This window comes from Pseudoalteromonas sp. NZS100_1, assembly GCF_015864285.1.
Taxonomy (GTDB): domain Bacteria; phylum Pseudomonadota; class Gammaproteobacteria; order Enterobacterales; family Alteromonadaceae; genus Pseudoalteromonas; species Pseudoalteromonas arctica.
In genome coordinates, this window is the sequence record NZ_JADYXN010000019.1 from 1 (window position 1) to 17769 (window position 17769).

Sequence of the window (17769 nt, forward strand, 5' to 3'; positions counted from 1 at the left end):
TTAAATCCAGAGAAAAAAGAAGCAATGCGGGCGGCATAAAATTTAATTTGATGCGACAACTAACTTGAAAAACTCCGTTACGCATATCAAAGGGAACATAGATGCATATTAAGAAATAGGAGTTCAAGTCAATTTGATTTAAAGCCTTTTTTTATAGAGTTAGGATCACTAGAGGATATTGCAGAGGTTATACATGTATGAATTAAAGGTTATCCAAGTTTAAGACTATAAAAAAGCTCCAAACCAAAGGGCTTAGAGCTTTCTATATACAATTAAAGTTTAGCTAAAACACTTAACTTCAAAGTATCGTTGGGTTTCGTTTCACTCAACCCAACCTACGATTACTCATCGATTGAGCGGAGTAGGGCGTTTATGCCTACTTTTTCACGTGTTTGTTTATCTACTTTTTTCACGATGATCGCAGCGTATAGGCTGTGAGTGCCATCTTTTGACGGTAGTGCGCCTGGTACAACTACTGCGCCTGCTGGTACGCGGCCGTAGTGAATTTCGCCGGTTTCTCGGTCATAAATACGGGTGCTTTGGCTGATGTAAACGCCCATTGAAATTACAGCGCCTTCTTCAACGATTACGCCTTCAACAATTTCAGAACGTGCGCCAATAAAGCAGTTGTCTTCAATGATAGTTGGGTTAGCTTGTAGAGGCTCTAAAACGCCGCCTATGCCAACGCCACCTGATAAATGTACGTTCTTACCAATTTGTGCACACGAGCCTACAGTCGCCCATGTATCAACCATGGTGCCGTCGTCAACGTATGCGCCAATGTTTACGTACGATGGCATAAGTACAACGTTTTTACCTACAAAGCTGCCTTTACGTGCTACTGCGTTTGGTACTACGCGCATACCGCCTTGCTGAAACTGCTCTGGGGTGTAGTCGCTAAATTTAAGCGGTACTTTGTCGTAAAACTGGTTTACGCCATCGTTCATTGGTTGGTTGTCGCGAATACGAAACGACAGTAACACTGCTTTTTTAAGCCACTGGTGTACAACCCATTCACCCGATATTTTTTCAGCAACACGTGCTGCGCCGCTATCAAGTAAATCAAGTGCGTCGATAATAGCTTGTTTTACGTCGTTTGATACTGTGCTTGGGCTAATGCTATCGCGGTTGTCCCATGCGTTTTCGATCATCGTTTTTAAATCTGACATGTGTGTCCTCTATTCTGTTTCGGCGTTGAATTTTTTACGTAATGCCTGATGAATTTTTGCTTGCTCTTCATCAGTCAGCGCTTGGTATTCGTTATTTGATACAACAAAGAAATCCTCGGCACGTTCACCTACCGTTGTAATACGGGCTGCGTGAATGTGTAGTAAATGCGCTTGGAAAACTTCGGCTATTTTGGTTAGTAAACCTTGTATATCGACGGCTTGAATTTCTATTAAGCTACGGTCTTTGCGTGCATGTGGGCGCAGTACAATTTTAGGTTTAATATTAAAATCTTTAAAGCGTTGAGTTCGGCTCTTTTTAAAGCGAATTTTTTTACGCGGATCGCTTAGTGCTTGCTCAAGCCCACGTTTAATTGATTGCGCTCTACCACTGGCTATAGGGTCGCCGCTCACTTCAAGTATTACAAAGCTAAACAGTATATAACCGTCTTTTGTGGTTAGTACTTGGGCGTGTTGTATTTGTGCTTTTTTAGAGCCAATCACACTCACTAATCGGGCAAATAGTGCGCCAGAGTAAGGGCTGTACACAAATACTTGCGTACCGCCATGCATCGCTTTGTTAGACACAATAACACTGGGTTGGCTTAAATCGGGGCTATTTAATAAATGCTCGGTTTGCCATGATATTTGCTGTTCGCTAAAAGCGGTATAATAGTTGGCTTTAAAGCGGCTCCAAATTAAATCAATTTGTTCCTCTTGATAACCTAAATTAAGAAGACGCTGTTTAGCTTGATGCTTTTTGTCGCGAATTTGGTCGCGTTGATCCATTGGGTTTTCGAGCCCTAAGCGCAGTGCGCGTTGCGTGTGTAAATAAAGCTCACGCAGTAGGGTGTTTTTCCAATCGTTCCATAAGTTGTCGTTGGTTGCACGTATGTCGGCAACCGTTAAACAATATAAATAGTCGAGTTGGCGCTCTGTTTTAATACGTGTTGCAAAGTCTTTTATTACAGCTGGGTCGTTAATATCTTTACGCTGTGCGGTAACCGACATAAGTAAATGATTACTTACAAGCCATGCTACTAGTTTAGCATCAGCCGATGAAAAACCATGCAATTTAGCAAAAGCTATGGCATCAACAGCGCCAAGTTCTGAATGGTCGCCACCTCGGCCTTTAGCAATATCATGAAATATACCCGCTAAATAAAGTAGCTCTGGTTTATCCATTCGAGTGACTATTTCACTACAAATAGGAAACTCGCTAATACCTGTTTTATCAAAGTATTCGTAAATATTTTTGATTAACTTATGGGTGTGCTCATCTACGGTATAGGCATGAAATAAATCAAACTGCATTTGCCCAAATATATTACGCCACTGTGGTAAGTAGGCGGCAAGCATGCCGTGCTTGTGCATAAGCGTAAATGCGCGTCCCATGCCATTAGGGTGTTTAACTAAGCGTAAAAAGGCTTCGCGACAGGCTGCGTAATCTTGCAAATCGCCCAATAAACGACGGCGCACCTGGCGAATAGTACGAATAGTACTTGGGTAAATATGGGTTATTGCTGGGTTATCGGCTATGTGCTCAAACAATACAAAGAGTTGGTCGCGCCTAAAAAATACCGACGGATCTTTTACGCGTATTTGATGGCCCACTTGTTCAAAGTTTCTGTCGAGTTCTATCACCGTTTTTTCACTACTTTCGGGCATTATACTTTGTTCAAAGTATGAAAGTAGCATTTGGTTAAGCTCGCGCACGCGGCTCATTATTCTAAATAAGCGTTTCATCATACGCTCAACAGACGCTTTACCGTCGCTACCAAAACCTAAAATTTCGGCGGCTTGCGGTTGATGATCAAACAATAAACGGTTTTCGGCTCGACCTGCTGCTAAATGCAGCGCAAAGCGAATATTCCATAGGTTTTCTAGGCACTCTGAAAGCTCTTGAAACTCTTCGTGAGTTAAATATCCGTGGCTTATTAATTCTTGCAGGGTTTCTGTTCTAAAGTGCTTTTTTGCAACCCAAATAATGGTTTGTAAATCGCGCAGACCACCGGGGTTTTCTTTAATGTTTGGCTCAAGGTTATACGCGGTGCCGTGGCACTTTCTGTGGCGTAAGTTTTGCTCTTGAACTTTAGCAGTAAAAAATTCACCAGAGCGCCATACGGGTGTTTCAAGAATATGCATCTTGAGTTTTTCAAACTCAATGTGGTTACCAAAAATAAGGCGGCTTTCGAGCAAGCTGGTGGCAAAAGTAACGTCTTCGCGTTTTTGCTCAATGGCTTGTTCTATGGTGCGCACGCTGTGGCCAATCTCTAAGTTGAGATCCCATAGCATGGTGACAAACTGGCCTATTTTTTCGCATATTTCTTCACTTGGCGGTTTAGTTACAAGCAATAAAAAGTCGATATCGGAGTAGGGATGTAGCTCGCCACGTCCGTATCCGCCTACAGCAATTAGCGCTAAATCAGGCTCATGCGCTAAGTCGTAAACATGAAACAGCTTTATGAGTAGGCGGTCAATAAACTCAGCCCGGGCATTAATTAAATTCCCAACCGGTTGTTTAGAAAACTCGTTATGTAGCCATTTATAAAAATAGCTAGAACAATCGCGATAATCATTAAGTTGCTCAGCATCGCTAAGCAACTTTTTTACTTTGTTGGGTAATGCCACGTGGGCTGGCTCCTTGTTGAACCTTTATTTTGATAAGTATTTTTATCAAATGGTTCGGTTTTTATTAGTGTTCGATAATCCTGTCGATAGTATCATCTGATCGTAGCGTTAAAATTTCAACACCATTTTCAGTCACTAATAAAGTATGTTCCCACTGTGCAGACAAACTACGGTCGCGTGTTACTACTGTCCAATCATCTTTAAGAAGCTTACATTGGCGTTTACCCGCATTAACCATAGGTTCAATAGTTAAACACATACCTGCTTTTAAGGCTTCGCCAGTACCGGCTTTACCGTAATGCATTATTTGTGGTTCTTCATGAAATCCTGCGCCGATACCGTGGCCGCAATATTCACGTACAATTGAGTAGTTAAAGCTCTCTGCATATTTTTGAATTGCTGAGCCAATATCACCCAAGCGCACACCTGGTTTTACCATTTTAATAGCAAGGTATAAGCTTTCTTGTGTTACTTCTGCAAGACGCTTAGCTTGAATGTTTGGTGTACCAACGTGGAACATTTTAGATGTGTCGCCGTGGTAACCATCTTTAATGACAGTTACGTCGATATTTACACTGTCGCCTTCTTTTAATGCTTTGTCATTTGGAATTCCGTGACAAATAACATGATTAACTGACGTACAAACTGATTTTGGAAAGCCATGATAATTTAACGGAGCAGGGATTGCTTGTTGCACATTAACAATATAATCATGACAAAGTGTATTTAGCTCATCGGTGGTAACACCTGGCACTACATGAGGGCCGATCATTTCAAGTACATCGGCCGCTAAGCGCCCAGCTACGCGCATTTTCTCTATTTCTTCAGGGGTCTTGATAATAGCGCTCATTGAGGCTCCAAAGTTGAGTTTTTAACATTTATCGCCGAACAAATTTTGCACGCGACGTTGAGTATTTAATTTTAATATGGTATAAAGCGCGCCGTCTTTTTACAAATAAATTCTTAAATGATTTTTTGTATTTAAGGCAAACACAATTTTATTTTAACACACACACGTATCGTCACATACACTTGGGTGCATTTGAAGTTTAATTACTTCGGTGTTGGTGCTATGGGATATGTGGAGGCCTAACCCTAAACAACTATAGAGGATCTATAAAATGGCAAACGTTTCAATGCGCGATATGCTTCAAGCTGGTGTTCACTTTGGTCACCAAGCACGTTACTGGAACCCTAAGATGAAGCCTTTCATCTTCGGCACACGTAACCGTGTACATATCATCAACCTTGAGCAAACTGTACCAATGTTCAACGACGCACTTAAGTTTTTATCAAGTGCTGCAGCAAACAAAGGTAAAGTTCTTTTCGTTGGTACTAAGCGCGCAGCAAGCGACGCAGTTAAATCAGCTGCTTTAGAAAGCGACCAGTTCTTCGTAAATCACCGTTGGTTAGGTGGTATGTTGACTAACTGGAAAACTGTACGTCAATCAATCAAGCGTCTTAAAGACCTTGAAGCACAAAGCCAAGACGGAACTTTCGAGAAATTAACTAAGAAAGAAACGTTAACGCTTAACCGCGAAATGGAAAAGCTTGAAAAGAGCCTTGGTGGTATCAAAAACATGGGCGGTCTTCCAGACGCGCTTTTCGTTATCGATGCTGACCACGAGCACATTGCTATCCGTGAAGCAAACAACCTAGGTATTCCAGTTGTTGCAATCGTAGATACTAACTCTAACCCAGACGGTGTTGATTACATCGTACCTGGTAACGATGATGCTATCCGTGCTGTAAGCCTTTACACTAGCGCTGTTGCAGCTGCTATTACTGAAGGTCGCGAGAATAACATCGTTGCTCAAGCTGAGAAAGACGATTTCGTTGAAGCTGAGTAATTAGCTGTCATCAAGTCTTCATCTTTTTAAGGTGAAGACTTGCTATTCTTGTCGAGCGGGTAACCCGCTTATCTAACCTGATTTCAGATTTGAGGATTTACTAATGGCTGTAACTACTGCCCTAGTTAAAGAATTACGCGAGCGCACAGGCGCTGGCATGATGGATTGTAAAAAAGCGTTAACTGAGACTGATGGCGACATCGAGTTAGCGATTGAAAACATGCGTAAAAGTGGCGCTGCTAAAGCTGCTAAAAAAGCAGGTAACATTGCTGCTGAAGGTACTATCATCATCAAGCAAAACGCGGGTGTTGCAGTACTAGTAGAAGTTAACTGTCAAACAGATTTCGTTGCAAAAGACGTAAGCTTCTTAGCATTTGCTAACAAAGTTGCTGACGCTGCAATTGCTGACACTATCTCTATCGAAGACTTACAAGCTAAGTTTGAAGAAGACCGTGTTGAGCTAGTTACTAAAATTGGCGAAAACATCAATGTACGTCGTTTACAGTACGTAACGGGTGAAAACCTAGTTGAGTACCGTCATGGCGATCGTATCGGTGTTGTTGTTGCGGGTGTTGCTGATGAAGAAACACTTAAGCACGTTGCAATGCACGTTGCTGCATCTAGCCCTGAATACTTAACACCTTCAGATGTACCAGCTGACGTTGTTGCTAAAGAAAAGCAAGTACAAATCGAAATCGCGATGAATGAAGGCAAGCCTGCTGAAATCGCTGAGAAGATGGTTGTTGGCCGCATGAAAAAATTCACTGGTGAGGTTTCTCTTACTGGTCAAGCTTTCATCATGGAGCCTAAGAAAACTGTTGGCGATATTCTTAAAGAGAAAAACGCAACAGTTACTAGCTTCGTACGTGTAGAAGTTGGTGAAGGTATCGAGAAGAAAGAAGAAGATTTTGCTGCTGAAGTTGCTGCTCAAATTGCTGCTGCTAAAGCTAAGTAAGATTACTATTTGTGAAGGATAATGAAATTAGATGCAATTAAAGTACTATTTGGTTTTGCTTCGCAGCTAGAAATTCTTTAAAATAACCGCGCTTTTATGTTTAACATAAGCGCGGTTATTTTTTATCCATAATTCAATAAAAGTTGGCCCCAATACTATGACTATCAATCGCAAACCTATTTTTAGACGTGTTCTTCTCAAATTAAGTGGTGAAGCTTTAATGGGAGACGAAGGCTTCGGCATCGATCCTAAAGTTTTAGACCGTATGGCACAAGAAATTAAAGAGCTAGTAGAGCTCGACGTAGAAGTGGGTTTAGTTATTGGTGGAGGTAACTTTTTACGCGGTGGATCACTTGCAGAAGCAGGTATGAATCGCGTAGTAGGCGATCACATGGGTATGCTTGCAACTGTTATGAACGGCCTTGCAATGCGTGATGCGCTACACCGTGCATTTGTAAATTGTCGTCTTATGTCGGCTATTCCGCTTAATGGTGTATGTGACGCTTATAACTGGGCTGAAGCAATTAGTTTATTGAAAACTGGTCGCGTAGTCATTTTTGCAGCGGGTACTGGTAACCCATTTTTTACTACCGATTCTGCAGCATGTTTACGCGGTATCGAAATTGAAGCGGATACAGTAATTAAAGCGACTAAGGTTGATGGCGTATACAGTGATGACCCTGTTAAAAACCCAGATGCGACGCTTTATACCCACTTAAGCTACAATGAAATCATTGAAAAAGAATTAAAAGTTATGGATTTAGCGGCATTTACTCTAGCCCGCGATCACAATATGCCATTGAGCGTATTTAACATGAATAAATCAGGCGCGCTAAAACGCGTAATTATGGGTGAAGAAGAAGGTACACTTATTTCTTCACAAGCCTCAGATGAAATAATCAAATAATTAGGATTAAACCGTGATTAACGATATTCAAAAAGACGCGCAAGCGCGCATGCAAAAAAGTGTAACTGCACTAGGTAGCCAATTATCTAAAATTCGTACTGGCCGTGCACATCCTGCAATCCTAGATGGCATTATGGTGTCGTACTACGGTGCACCAACGCCTTTAAACCAAGTTGCTAACGTAACAATTGAAGATTCTCGTACACTTGCTATTGGTGTATTTGATAAGTCTTTAGCGCAAGCTGTTGAAAAAGCAATTATGGCATCTGACTTAGGTTTAAACCCTATGTCGGCAGGTACTGTTATTCGCGTACCACTTCCTCCACTTACAGAAGAGCGTCGTAAAGACCTAATCAAAATTGTACGTGGCGAAGTTGAAGGCGGTCGTGTTGCTATTCGTAACATTCGTCGTGATGCTAATGGCGATGTAAAGGGTTTATTAAAAGATAAAGACATATCTGAAGATGAAGCGCGTCAATCGGATGATGCGATTCAAAAGCTTACTGATAAGTTTATTAAAGAAATGGATACTTTATTAGCTGCTAAAGAAACAGAATTGATGGAAATCTAAACAGCTAATTTTATTAGTTTTGAAACGCCGTCTAGGGTATACTAGGCGGCGTTTTTTTATGGAATACTCGATATTTATGGTTCTAGATGCTGACACAATTTCACAGCAATGTTTACCCAAACATGTTGCTATCATCATGGATGGGAACGGACGTTGGGCGCAAGCTAGAAATAGACCTCGTGTGTATGGGCATAAAAAAGGCGTAGACGCAGTTCGTCAATCTGTTCAGTTTTGTACTAAATTAGGGATACAATCGTTAACCTTATTTGCTTTTAGTAGTGAAAACTGGCGCCGCCCTGAAGACGAAGTAAACACTTTAATGGAGCTTTTCTTATTTGTTTTAACAAAGGAAGTTAAAAAGCTTCATAAAAACAATGTAAAACTGACCATTATTGGAGACTTATCACGATTTTCTGAAGGATTACGTAGCAAGGTAGACGCTGCGCATAAGCTGACTGAAAATAACACCGGGTTGCGTTTAAATGTTGCAGCTAATTACGGTGGTCGTTGGGATGTTGCCAATGCGGCAAAACAACTTGCTTTGCAAGTTGCGCAGGGCACACTAAACGCAGAAGATATTACAGAAGAGCGCTTAGCACAGCATATGAGCATGGCAGATCAGGCAGAACCTGATTTACTTATTCGCACTGGTGGCGATGTTCGTATTAGTAATTTTTTACTATGGCAAGTTGCTTATGCAGAACTTTACTTTACCGAGACACTTTGGCCAGATTTTAATGAAGCAGCATTTGCTGAGGCCATTGCGTGTTACGTTGCCAGAGAGCGACGTTTTGGTTGTACGGGCGAACAAATAAAACAATTACTCGCTCAAACCTAAATAGAATAAGGGTCACATTTTGTTAAAACAACGAATTTTAACCTCTCTAGTGCTAGCTCCATTAGCATTGGCTTTGGTTTTTTATACACCGCTTACGTTATTTAGTTACTTTGCTGGTGCAATTGTATTATTAGGCGCATGGGAATGGTCTGCATTTATGGGCCTTTGCGACAAGCTTAAACGTGCTGCCTTTGTTGTGTTTATTGGCGCTTTACTTGCCTTGCTTAATTTACATTGGCCTATTGAATCATTATGGGAAAATGGCAAGCTAGTCGGTGATGCAAATTACGTATTTACGCTTTCGTTTGCTTGGTGGATTGTTGCTAGCTATTTAATTTGGCGCTACCCAGAAATGGCTAAAGCGTGGAATGAAGGCCTAGTTATGCGCGGCATTGCAGGATTATTAACGCTTGTGCCGTTATGGCTTGCACTAAATACACTACGTAGCGCGCAATATGCTGAATCAACTCATTTTGGTTCGGTGCTAATTTTAGTGGTACTCGGTATTGTATGGAGCGCAGATGTGGGTGCTTACTTTACGGGTAAAAGTTTTGGTAAACATAAGTTAATGCCTAAAGTAAGCCCTAATAAAACAATTGAAGGGTTAGCAGGCGGTGTAGTCGCTTCTATTATTTTTGTATTAGCATTTTGTCACTTTACCGATGTTGATTTAGTTGTATGGCCTGTGTACGCGATAATGACAGCATTTATTGCGTTGTTTTCTGCGGTAGGTGATTTACTGGAAAGCATGTTTAAACGTGAAGCTGGTTTAAAAGATAGCGGTCGATGTTTACCAGGACACGGCGGTATTTTAGATAGAATTGACAGCTTAACGGCTGCTGCTCCAATGTTTGTTATGTGCTATGCGTGGACTCTTAGTTTATGAGCCAAAAGCAATTGCTGGTTATTTTAGGCGCAACGGGCTCAATTGGTTTAAGTACACTTGATGTTGTGTCGCGCAATAAAGAGCTATTTGATGTTTTTGTTTTGGCTGCAGGACAGAATGCAAAGAAAATGGCGGAGTTGTGTATTGAACATGAACCGCTTTATGCGATTATGGCTAACCAGCAGGCCGCAGAGCAATTATCTGCGTATTTAGCCAATACTCAGTGCCAAACTCTTGTTATGCACGGTGAGCAAGCAATGAGTGACTTATGTGCTCATCCTGATGTTGACATTGTAATGTCGGCAATTGTAGGTGCAGCTGGTTTACTACCTACATTAAGTGCTGTTGAAGCGGGTAAAAAAGTACTACTAGCTAATAAAGAATCTTTAGTTATGTCAGGTCAGTTGTTTATTGATAAAGTTAAACAACATAAAGCCACTTTGCTGCCAATAGATAGCGAACATAATGCAATTTTTCAATGCCTACCGTCTTCGTTACAAAATGCCAAAGGCGATCAAAAACTACAGCAACATGGCGTAAGTAAAATTTTGCTTACCGGCTCTGGTGGCCCATTTTTAACGCGTGATATAAATACGTTAAAAGATGTAACCGTAAGTGAAGCCGTTGCACACCCTAACTGGTCGATGGGTCAAAAAATATCAGTAGATTCCGCAACTATGATGAACAAAGGTTTAGAGTTTATTGAAGCTAAGTGGTTATTCAATTGTGATGCGAGTGATATTGATGTGGTTATTCATCCACAAAGTATCATTCATTCAATGGTGCAGTACCACGATGGTTCTATTTTAGCGCAAATGGGTAACCCCGATATGCGCACGCCAATTGCCCATGCACTTGCGTATCCTGAGCGAATTAATGCGGGTGTTAAACCGTTAAACTTCTCTGACATTTGTGATTTTTCGTTTACTAAACCTGATTTTTCTCGTTATCCAAATTTACAATTAGCGATTGATGCGTGTAGTGCAGGGCAGGGTGCGACAACAACGGTTAACGCAGCAAATGAAATAGCTGTGGACGCATTCTTAAACGGTAAAATTGGTTTTACCGATATATACAAAATAAATGCACAGACGCTAGAAGCTGCAACTTACACCAATGTGCAAAGCCTAGATGAAATTTTAGAGTGTGATAAATTAGCGCGTATTAGCGCTTCAGAATTTATAACAAAAGTGGCGCATTAATATGTTTGATTTTTTTTGGAATCTTGGCTCATTTATTTTAGCGCTTGGTATTTTAGTGGCCATACATGAATATGGCCATTTTTGGGTTGCACGAAAAATGGGCGTTAAAGTGCTGCGTTTTTCAATTGGTTTTGGTAAGCCACTGTTAAAATGGCATGACAAATATAATACCGAATACGTGATTGCCGCTATTCCATTAGGCGGATATGTAAAAATGCTTGATGAGCGAGTTGATGACGTACCAGCAAATCAACGTCACTTATCGTTTAACTCTAAATCTGTACAAGCGCGTATTGCTATTGTTGCTGCGGGACCAATGGCTAACTTTCTGTTTGCCATTTTTGCTCTTGCGGTGATGTATATGGTAGGAGTGCAATCGGTTAAGCCAGTTGTTGGCAGCATAACCGAAGGCAGTCGCGCAGAGCAGGCGGGTATTATGCCTTCTCAACATATTATAAAAATTGGTGATGATGACATAACGACATGGCAAGATGCCACGTTTGCGCTTATGTCTAACTTAGGCGAAGAAAGCGTTGAAGTTATTGTTCGTGATAAAAACCTTCAACCACGCGTTAAAACGCTTAATTTAGAGGGGTGGAAGCTTGACCAACGAGACGTACCACCACTGAGTTCGTTAGGTATTGTGCCATTTAGACCTCAAGCAACTTTAACAATTGCCGCCGTAACTAAAGACTCAGCCGCAGAACACGCTAATTTACAAGTTAACGACACAATTTTGGCTGTAAACGGTGAAACAATAAGCAATTGGCAGCAATTAGTTAATCTTATTACGCAATCAGCTAACAAATCTTTACAATTTAGTGTAAAAAGACAAGATACTATACAAACCATTATAGTAACTCCGAAAGGACGCATTGATAATAACGGTATTGAGCAAGGCTTTTTAGGTGTTGCTCCTGTTGTACAGCAATGGCCTGATGGTTATGTAGAGACTAGACATTACGGCCCGCTCGATAGTATCGTGCGAGGCACAAAAGAAACGTGGCGCTTAATTACACTCAGTTTCGACATGATTGGTAATTTAATTACAGGCCAGGTTTCGGTTAAAAATTTAAGTGGCCCTGTGGGCATTGCAGTAGGCGCTGGAACTAGCGTAAGCTATGGGTTAGTGGCCTTTTTAAGCTTTTTAGCCTTAATAAGCGTTAACTTGGGTGTATTTAATTTATTACCCCTACCAGTGCTTGATGGCGGACACTTAATGTATTACATAATTGAACTTTTTCGTAAAAAGCCGGTCTCTGAAAAGATACAAGAGTTTGGTTTTAAAGTGGGTGCCTTGTTACTCATTTTTCTAACATGTTTCGCTTTGTTCAATGATGTATCGCGTTTGTAGTTACAGCGTGGCAAATTACTAATTAGAAAACGATTGTAAAGCACCACTAGTAAGGTGTTATGCGGTAATACAGTTGTAAAGGATAAAGATAATAAAATGGCTATAAAAAAACATTTGGCAATAACAAGTTTATTGGGTGCAAGTTTTGCAGCCCTAGGCCAAAATTCCTTTATTGTTGAAGACCTGAAAGTTGAAGGTTTGCAGCGCGTAGCACTAGGTGCAGCGCTAACACATATTCCTATTAACGTAGGCGATAATGTTGATGACTATACGATTTCAAAAACAATAAAGTCACTTTATCGTTCTGGGCACTTTGATAACATAAAAGCACTTCGTGATGGCAACAACGTTATCTTTAAAGTAACGGAACGTCCTACCATCAGCTTTATTGAGTTTGAAGGCAATAAAGACATTAAAGACGAGCAGCTTAATGAGTCTCTTGATCAGCAAGATATTCGCCAAGGTGAACCACTTGATAAAACCGTTATCGATAGTATCGAAAAAGGCTTAGTTGAGTTTTTCCACAGCATTGGTAAATATAACGCTAAAGTAGATATCAGTATTACTAAGCTGCCACGTAACCGCGTTAAACTTAAGTTAGAGTTTGATGAAGGTGATGCTGCTTCTATCCGCCAAATTAACTTAGTGGGTAATGAACTTTTTTCTAATGAAGACCTTCTTAAACTTGCTGAATCGCAGCAAGATTTACCTTGGTGGCAGTTTATGGGAAGCGATCGCTACCAAAAGCAAACCATTGAAGGCGATTTAGAAAAAATTCGTAGTTATTATTTAGACCGTGGTTACCTGCGTTTTAATATCGACTCAACGCAAGTTTCAGTGAGCCCTGAACGTGAATCGGTTTACGTTACAGCTAACTTAACTGAAGGCGTAAAATATAAAGTTAAAGGTTTTGACTTTATTGGTGACTTGCTTGGCCGTGAAGACTTAATTAAAAGTGTTATCCCACTTAGAGCGGGTGAGCTTTATAACGGTTCTGTAGTTACTTCATCTGAAGAGTTTATTAAAAGCTACTTAGCACGTTTTGGTTACGCTAATGCTGAAGTGCGTACAATTCCAGAAATTGACGACGAAAAGCAAGAAGTACAATTAACACTATCGGTTAATCCAGGTAAGCGTGTATACGTTCGTCGTATTATTGTTGGTGGTAACCAAAATACGGCAGATGAAGTACTTCGTCGTGAAATGACACAACTTGAAGGCGCATGGTTATCTAATCAAAACCTTGAGCGTTCAAAACTGCAAATTCAACGTCTACCTTACATGGAAACTGTTGATTTTAACGTAGTGCCTGTACCCGGTGTGGATGACCAAGTAGATGTAGACTTTACTGTAAAAGAGCAATCTGCAGGTAGCTTTAATGCTGGTCTTGCTTATGGTTCTTACTTAGGTCTGCAGTTTAATATTGGTGTAACAGAATCTAACTTTTTAGGCACAGGTAACCAAATTGGTTTAAACCTTAATACGTCTACAGGTTCTGAAAGCTTAAGCTTATCGTACACAGACCCATACTTTACGCCAGATGGTGTATCGCAAGGCAGTAGCATCTTTTACAGAAACTACGATGCAAGTAAATTCAGTCTTGTTGAATATAAATCGAAAAGTTATGGTTTAGGCACAAATATTGGTTTTCCAATTGATGCTGTAAATCGTGTTAACTTTGGCGCCCGTTGGATTAAAGAAGAGCTTTCGGATATTGCAGAGTACGAGCAAACGCGTGTACTTCGTGAAACATTCTTAGATCCAGATAACCCAGATGCAGGCTTTGACTTTACTAAGTATGAGCTGAGTGTTGGCTGGTCGCGTATCACCGTTAACCGTGGTTTATTCCCAACAGCGGGTTCGCGTCAAACTCTAAACTTAACAGCAACAACGCCTAACTCAGATCTTCAGTACTTTAAACTGAACTACGATTCGCGTTTTTACTGGCCTATATCAAATGACCACCGTTGGGTATTCTCAACGCGTGCAGCACTTGGTTATGGTAATGGTTATGGTTCTACAAACGGGTATGAGCAAACACTTCCATTCCAAGAGTACTTCCGTATAACGGAAATGGAACTACGTGGCTTTGACCGTAATACAATATTACCACGTGCTGTGTCGCGTATACCGCAGTCTATTCCGGGTACGCCAGGTGCAGACGGTACAACAACCGGTAGCATTGGTGGTTCATCAGAGTTTGATATTCTAATACCACAAGGCCGTATTGGTGGTAACGCTAAGGCTGTGGCAGGTTTGGAGCTAATTGTTCCTACGCCGTTCTTAGATGAAGAAAATACCAGTTCTGTACGTACTAGCTTCTTTGTTGATGCTGCAAACGTATGGGATACTGAGTTTAACGTAGATCGCTATCAAAACTTAGCACCCGATGAGCGTGCTAAATTAGATGACTATTCAGACCCAATGCGCTTTAGGGTTTCAACCGGTCTTTCATTACAATGGATCTCTCCAATGGGTCCAATGCTGATCAGTTTTGCGTATCCATTGCAAAAAGAAGAAGATGACGATACGAAAACCATCAGCTTTAACATTAGTAACACTTTCTAAAGGAGTTTTTTGTGAAAAAATTATTTAAATCAACAGCTGTAGCAGTTTTAGCAACTTTAATGATGGGTACTTCTGTGAATGCATTTGCACACAAAGTAGGTATTGTTGATATGCAGGAAATCTACAAGCAAATTCCTCAAATGGCTAAAATTGAACAGTCTTTACAAACTGAGTTTGCTGAACGTCGTCAAGAGCTTGAAAAGTTACAAGGCGATATTCGTTTTGAAGCTGAAAAATTTAAACGTGAAAGTACCACTATGAGCCAAGCTCAAAAAGATACTCTACGTGAAAAAATTCAGGGCATGCAAAAAAATCTTGCTGAACAAGGTCGCCCTTTAGAGCAAGAGATTAAAGCGCGTCAAAACCAAGAGCTTGCTAAAGTTCAAGGTGTAATCATCAAAACAATTGAAGAGATTGCTAAAGACGGCGACTTCGACGAAGTTAAAGTAAAAGACACTACTATTTACTTTAACCCTAAAGAAGTGACTGATCTTTCATCTAAAGTTGTAGCCGCTGTTAGTAAGAAATAATCACTCTATGCAAAATTATACGCTTTCGCAAATTGCGGAACTTCTAGGCGCCGAACTTCAGGGTGATGGCGCTTTAGAAATAAAAAAAATAGCGACACTTGCAAATGCCCATTCTGGGCATATTGCATTTTTAGCGAACTCAAAATATCGATCGCAACTTGAGACTACTCAAGCTAGTGCTGTAATAGTAAGCCAAGCCGATGCAGAGTACTTTAGTGGTAGCAAAATTATTGTTGCTAATCCGTATGTAAGTTACGCAAAATTAGCGCAATTTATGGATACAACACCACGCTCAGCCTCGACGGGTATTCATCCAAGTGCAACTGTTCATTCAACAGCGATTGTTAGTGATAGCGCCGCTATTGGTGCTAACGCAGTCATTGAAGCTCATGCAGTTATAGGTGACAACGCGCAAATTGGTCCGAACAGTTTTATCGGGGAACGTGTTAAAATAGGTTCTGGCACTAAGCTTTGGCCTAGTGTGACTATTTATCACGATGTTGAAATTGGTTCAGATTGTTTGTTTCAAGCAAATAGTGTTGTAGGTAGTGATGGGTTTGGTTATGCAAATGAGCGCGGGCAGTGGGTTAAAATACCTCAACTTGGTTCAGTGATCATAGGCAACAAAGTTGAAATTGGTGCAAGTACGACAATTGATCGTGGTGCACTGGACAATACCATCATTCATAGCAATGTTATTATCGATAATCAGTGTCAAATAGCGCACAACGTTGAAGTTAATTCAGGCACCGCAATAGCGGGCTGCACTGTACTTGCAGGAAGCGTTACCATTGGCAAGAACTGTCAAATTGGTGGCATGGTTGCAATTAATGGTCACATGTCTGTATGTGATGGTGTTATAATTACCGGCATGAGTATGGTGACAAAATCAATCACCGAACCAGGTATTTACTCATCTGGTATGCCCCATACAACAAACAAAGAATGGCGTAAATCAATAGCTCACTTGCGTAACCTTTCAGACATGAAATCTCGTCTTAAAGCGCTTGAAGCATTGGCTAAGTCATAACGTTGAACACTAATAAGGATGCTATTTTGGCAAACGAATTAAATAGCCTTGATATTCAAGAAATTTTAAGTTTATTACCGCACCGTTACCCGATGCTATTAATTGATCGTGTTATTGATTTCACACCTGGCAAGTCTTTACATGCTATTAAAAATGTTTCTATAAATGAACCAATTTTTACTGGGCACTTTCCAAATCAGCCAATTTTTCCTGGTGTGCTAATATTAGAATCAATGGCGCAAGCAACGGGTTTATTAGGTTTTAAAACAGTAGAAAACCGTAGCGAAAACGAATTGTATTTGTTTGCTGCTGTTGATAACGCACGTTTTAAACAACCTGTAATTCCTGGTGATACAATGCATCTTCATGTTGAGTTTTTAAAAGAACGTCGCAACATTTGGAAGTTTGCTGCAGAAGCTAGAGTCGACGGCAAAATAGTGTGTAGTGCCGAAATTATGTGTGCGAGAAGAGAGTTTTAATAGTGATCCATTCTACAGCAATAATCGAACCTGGCGCTAAACTAGGCAACAATGTCTCAGTTGGTCCGTATAGTTATATTGGCAATGATGTTGTTATCGGTGATAACTGTATTATTGAGTCTCACGTTGTTGTTAAAGGGCCGTCAACTATTGGCTCTGGCAATCATATTTTTCAGTTTGCGTCTGTGGGTGAAGCCTGCCAAGACAAAAAATACAACAACGAGCCAACCACTTTAATCATGGGTGATAACAACGTTATCCGTGAATGTGCCACTATTCACCGTGGTACGATTCAAGACCAAGGTGTTACTAAAATTGGTAGTAATAATTTGTTTATGGCTTATACACACGTTGCACATGACGCGGTAATTGGCGATAACGTAATTTTTGCTAACAACGCAAGTGTGGCCGGCCATGTACATGTAGGCGATTGGGTTATCCTTGGTGGTAATTCGGGTGTTCATCAGTTTTGTAAAATTGGTGCACATGCCTTTATTGGTATGTATTCAGGTGTTAACAAAGATGTACCACCATTTGTTACTACCATTGGTATGCCAGCAGGTCCTGCAGCTATCAATAAAGAAGGCATGAAGCGTCGTGGTTTCGAAAGTGATGAAATTATGGCTGTACGCCGTGCATACAAAGCATTTTATCGTAAAAGCTTAGGTGCTGAAGAAGCTATTGAGTCGCTTAGTGAAGATGCCGCAAAGTATCCTGCTGTGAAATTGATGGTCGACTTTGTTAAAAACTCAGAGCGCGGCATCGTAAGATAATTCGCGGGTTTGCTTTAAGCATTAAAAAA

Annotated in this window: 16 protein-coding genes; 13 read left to right on the forward strand and 3 right to left on the reverse strand. The window is 40.7% G+C overall.

Going from position 1 to position 17769, the window contains the following annotated elements:
- Positions 1–341: 341 nt before the first annotated feature.
- The 3 genes from dapD to map form a co-directional block, all read right to left on the reverse strand.
- Positions 342–1169 (reverse strand): 2,3,4,5-tetrahydropyridine-2,6-dicarboxylate N-succinyltransferase, encoded by an 828-nt coding sequence (dapD, locus tag I6F66_RS13150; RefSeq protein ID WP_197142634.1) that lies wholly within the window; start codon positions 1167–1169, stop codon positions 342–344.
- Positions 1170–1178: 9 nt separating this feature from the next.
- The gene (glnD, locus tag I6F66_RS13155) at positions 1179–3797 is read right to left on the reverse strand and encodes a [protein-PII] uridylyltransferase (protein ID WP_197176566.1); all 2619 of its coding nucleotides are present in this window, start codon (positions 3795–3797) and stop codon (positions 1179–1181) included.
- A 64-nt stretch (positions 3798–3861) separates the two neighbouring features.
- On the reverse strand, positions 3862–4647 hold the full coding sequence (gene map / locus I6F66_RS13160) for a type I methionyl aminopeptidase (protein ID WP_007376820.1): 786 nt from the start codon (positions 4645–4647) through the stop codon (positions 3862–3864).
- A gap of 271 nt (positions 4648–4918) precedes the next feature.
- Between map and rpsB the strand changes: the two genes are divergently transcribed.
- The 13 genes from rpsB to lpxA all read left to right on the forward strand — a co-directional run bounded on the left by rpsB (position 4919) and on the right by lpxA (position 17740).
- Entirely contained in the window at positions 4919–5647 is a 729-nt protein-coding gene (gene rpsB / locus I6F66_RS13165; protein WP_007580978.1) for a 30S ribosomal protein S2, read from the forward strand.
- Positions 5648–5750: 103 nt separating this feature from the next.
- Positions 5751–6602 carry a translation elongation factor Ts gene (gene tsf, locus I6F66_RS13170; RefSeq protein ID WP_007580981.1) on the forward strand — a complete coding sequence of 284 codons (852 nt, stop codon included), beginning with the start codon at positions 5751–5753 and terminating at the stop codon, positions 6600–6602.
- A gap of 157 nt (positions 6603–6759) precedes the next feature.
- Positions 6760–7509, forward strand: coding sequence for a UMP kinase (gene pyrH, locus I6F66_RS13175; protein ID WP_007580982.1), 750 nt, complete (start codon positions 6760–6762; stop codon positions 7507–7509).
- A gap of 13 nt (positions 7510–7522) precedes the next feature.
- Positions 7523–8080, forward strand: coding sequence for a ribosome recycling factor (gene frr / locus I6F66_RS13180; RefSeq protein WP_007580984.1), 558 nt, complete (start codon positions 7523–7525; stop codon positions 8078–8080).
- A 58-nt stretch (positions 8081–8138) separates the two neighbouring features.
- Positions 8139–8918, forward strand: coding sequence for an isoprenyl transferase (locus I6F66_RS13185; protein WP_007580985.1), 780 nt, complete (start codon positions 8139–8141; stop codon positions 8916–8918).
- A gap of 19 nt (positions 8919–8937) precedes the next feature.
- Entirely contained in the window at positions 8938–9804 is an 867-nt protein-coding gene (locus I6F66_RS13190; RefSeq protein WP_007580986.1) for a phosphatidate cytidylyltransferase, read from the forward strand.
- On the forward strand, positions 9801–11006 hold the full coding sequence (gene ispC, locus I6F66_RS13195; RefSeq protein WP_165728531.1) for a 1-deoxy-D-xylulose-5-phosphate reductoisomerase: 1206 nt from the start codon (positions 9801–9803) through the stop codon (positions 11004–11006). The genes I6F66_RS13190 and ispC overlap by 4 nt, the downstream gene beginning before the upstream one ends.
- Position 11007: 1 nt before the next feature.
- Positions 11008–12360: a sigma E protease regulator RseP gene (rseP, locus tag I6F66_RS13200; RefSeq protein ID WP_197209351.1), complete on the forward strand. Its 1353-nt coding sequence runs from the start codon at positions 11008–11010 to the stop codon at positions 12358–12360.
- 96 nt (positions 12361–12456) lie between these two features.
- The gene (gene bamA, locus I6F66_RS13205; protein ID WP_197209352.1) at positions 12457–14928 is read left to right on the forward strand and encodes an outer membrane protein assembly factor BamA; all 2472 of its coding nucleotides are present in this window, start codon (positions 12457–12459) and stop codon (positions 14926–14928) included.
- An 11-nt stretch (positions 14929–14939) separates the two neighbouring features.
- Complete coding sequence (locus tag I6F66_RS13210) at positions 14940–15458, forward strand: OmpH family outer membrane protein (RefSeq protein WP_007580993.1); 519 nt, start codon at positions 14940–14942, stop codon at positions 15456–15458.
- Positions 15459–15465: 7 nt separating this feature from the next.
- On the forward strand, positions 15466–16488 hold the full coding sequence (gene lpxD / locus I6F66_RS13215; RefSeq protein WP_007580995.1) for a UDP-3-O-(3-hydroxymyristoyl)glucosamine N-acyltransferase: 1023 nt from the start codon (positions 15466–15468) through the stop codon (positions 16486–16488).
- 26 nt (positions 16489–16514) lie between these two features.
- Entirely contained in the window at positions 16515–16967 is a 453-nt protein-coding gene (fabZ, locus tag I6F66_RS13220; protein ID WP_007580997.1) for a 3-hydroxyacyl-ACP dehydratase FabZ, read from the forward strand.
- Positions 16968–16969: 2 nt separating this feature from the next.
- Complete coding sequence (gene lpxA / locus I6F66_RS13225) at positions 16970–17740, forward strand: acyl-ACP--UDP-N-acetylglucosamine O-acyltransferase (protein WP_007580998.1); 771 nt, start codon at positions 16970–16972, stop codon at positions 17738–17740.
- Positions 17741–17769 lie beyond the last annotated feature (29 nt).

Excerpts from the sequence above, each read along its gene's own strand:
- dapD (WP_197142634.1), bottom strand. The coding sequence starts at position 1,169 with ATGTCAGATTTAAAAACGATGATCGAAAACGCATGGGACAACCGCGAT.
- map (WP_007376820.1), bottom strand. The coding sequence starts at position 4,647 with ATGAGCGCTATTATCAAGACCCCTGAAGAAATAGAGAAAATGCGCGTA.
- rpsB (WP_007580978.1), top strand. The coding sequence starts at position 4,919 with ATGGCAAACGTTTCAATGCGCGATATGCTTCAAGCTGGTGTTCACTTT.
- tsf (WP_007580981.1), top strand. The coding sequence starts at position 5,751 with ATGGCTGTAACTACTGCCCTAGTTAAAGAATTACGCGAGCGCACAGGC.
- pyrH (WP_007580982.1), top strand. The coding sequence starts at position 6,760 with ATGACTATCAATCGCAAACCTATTTTTAGACGTGTTCTTCTCAAATTA.
- I6F66_RS13185 (WP_007580985.1), top strand. The coding sequence starts at position 8,139 with ATGGAATACTCGATATTTATGGTTCTAGATGCTGACACAATTTCACAG.
- ispC (WP_165728531.1), top strand. The coding sequence starts at position 9,801 with ATGAGCCAAAAGCAATTGCTGGTTATTTTAGGCGCAACGGGCTCAATT.
- rseP (WP_197209351.1), top strand. The coding sequence starts at position 11,008 with ATGTTTGATTTTTTTTGGAATCTTGGCTCATTTATTTTAGCGCTTGGT.
- bamA (WP_197209352.1), top strand. The coding sequence starts at position 12,457 with ATGGCTATAAAAAAACATTTGGCAATAACAAGTTTATTGGGTGCAAGT.
- lpxD (WP_007580995.1), top strand. The coding sequence starts at position 15,466 with ATGCAAAATTATACGCTTTCGCAAATTGCGGAACTTCTAGGCGCCGAA.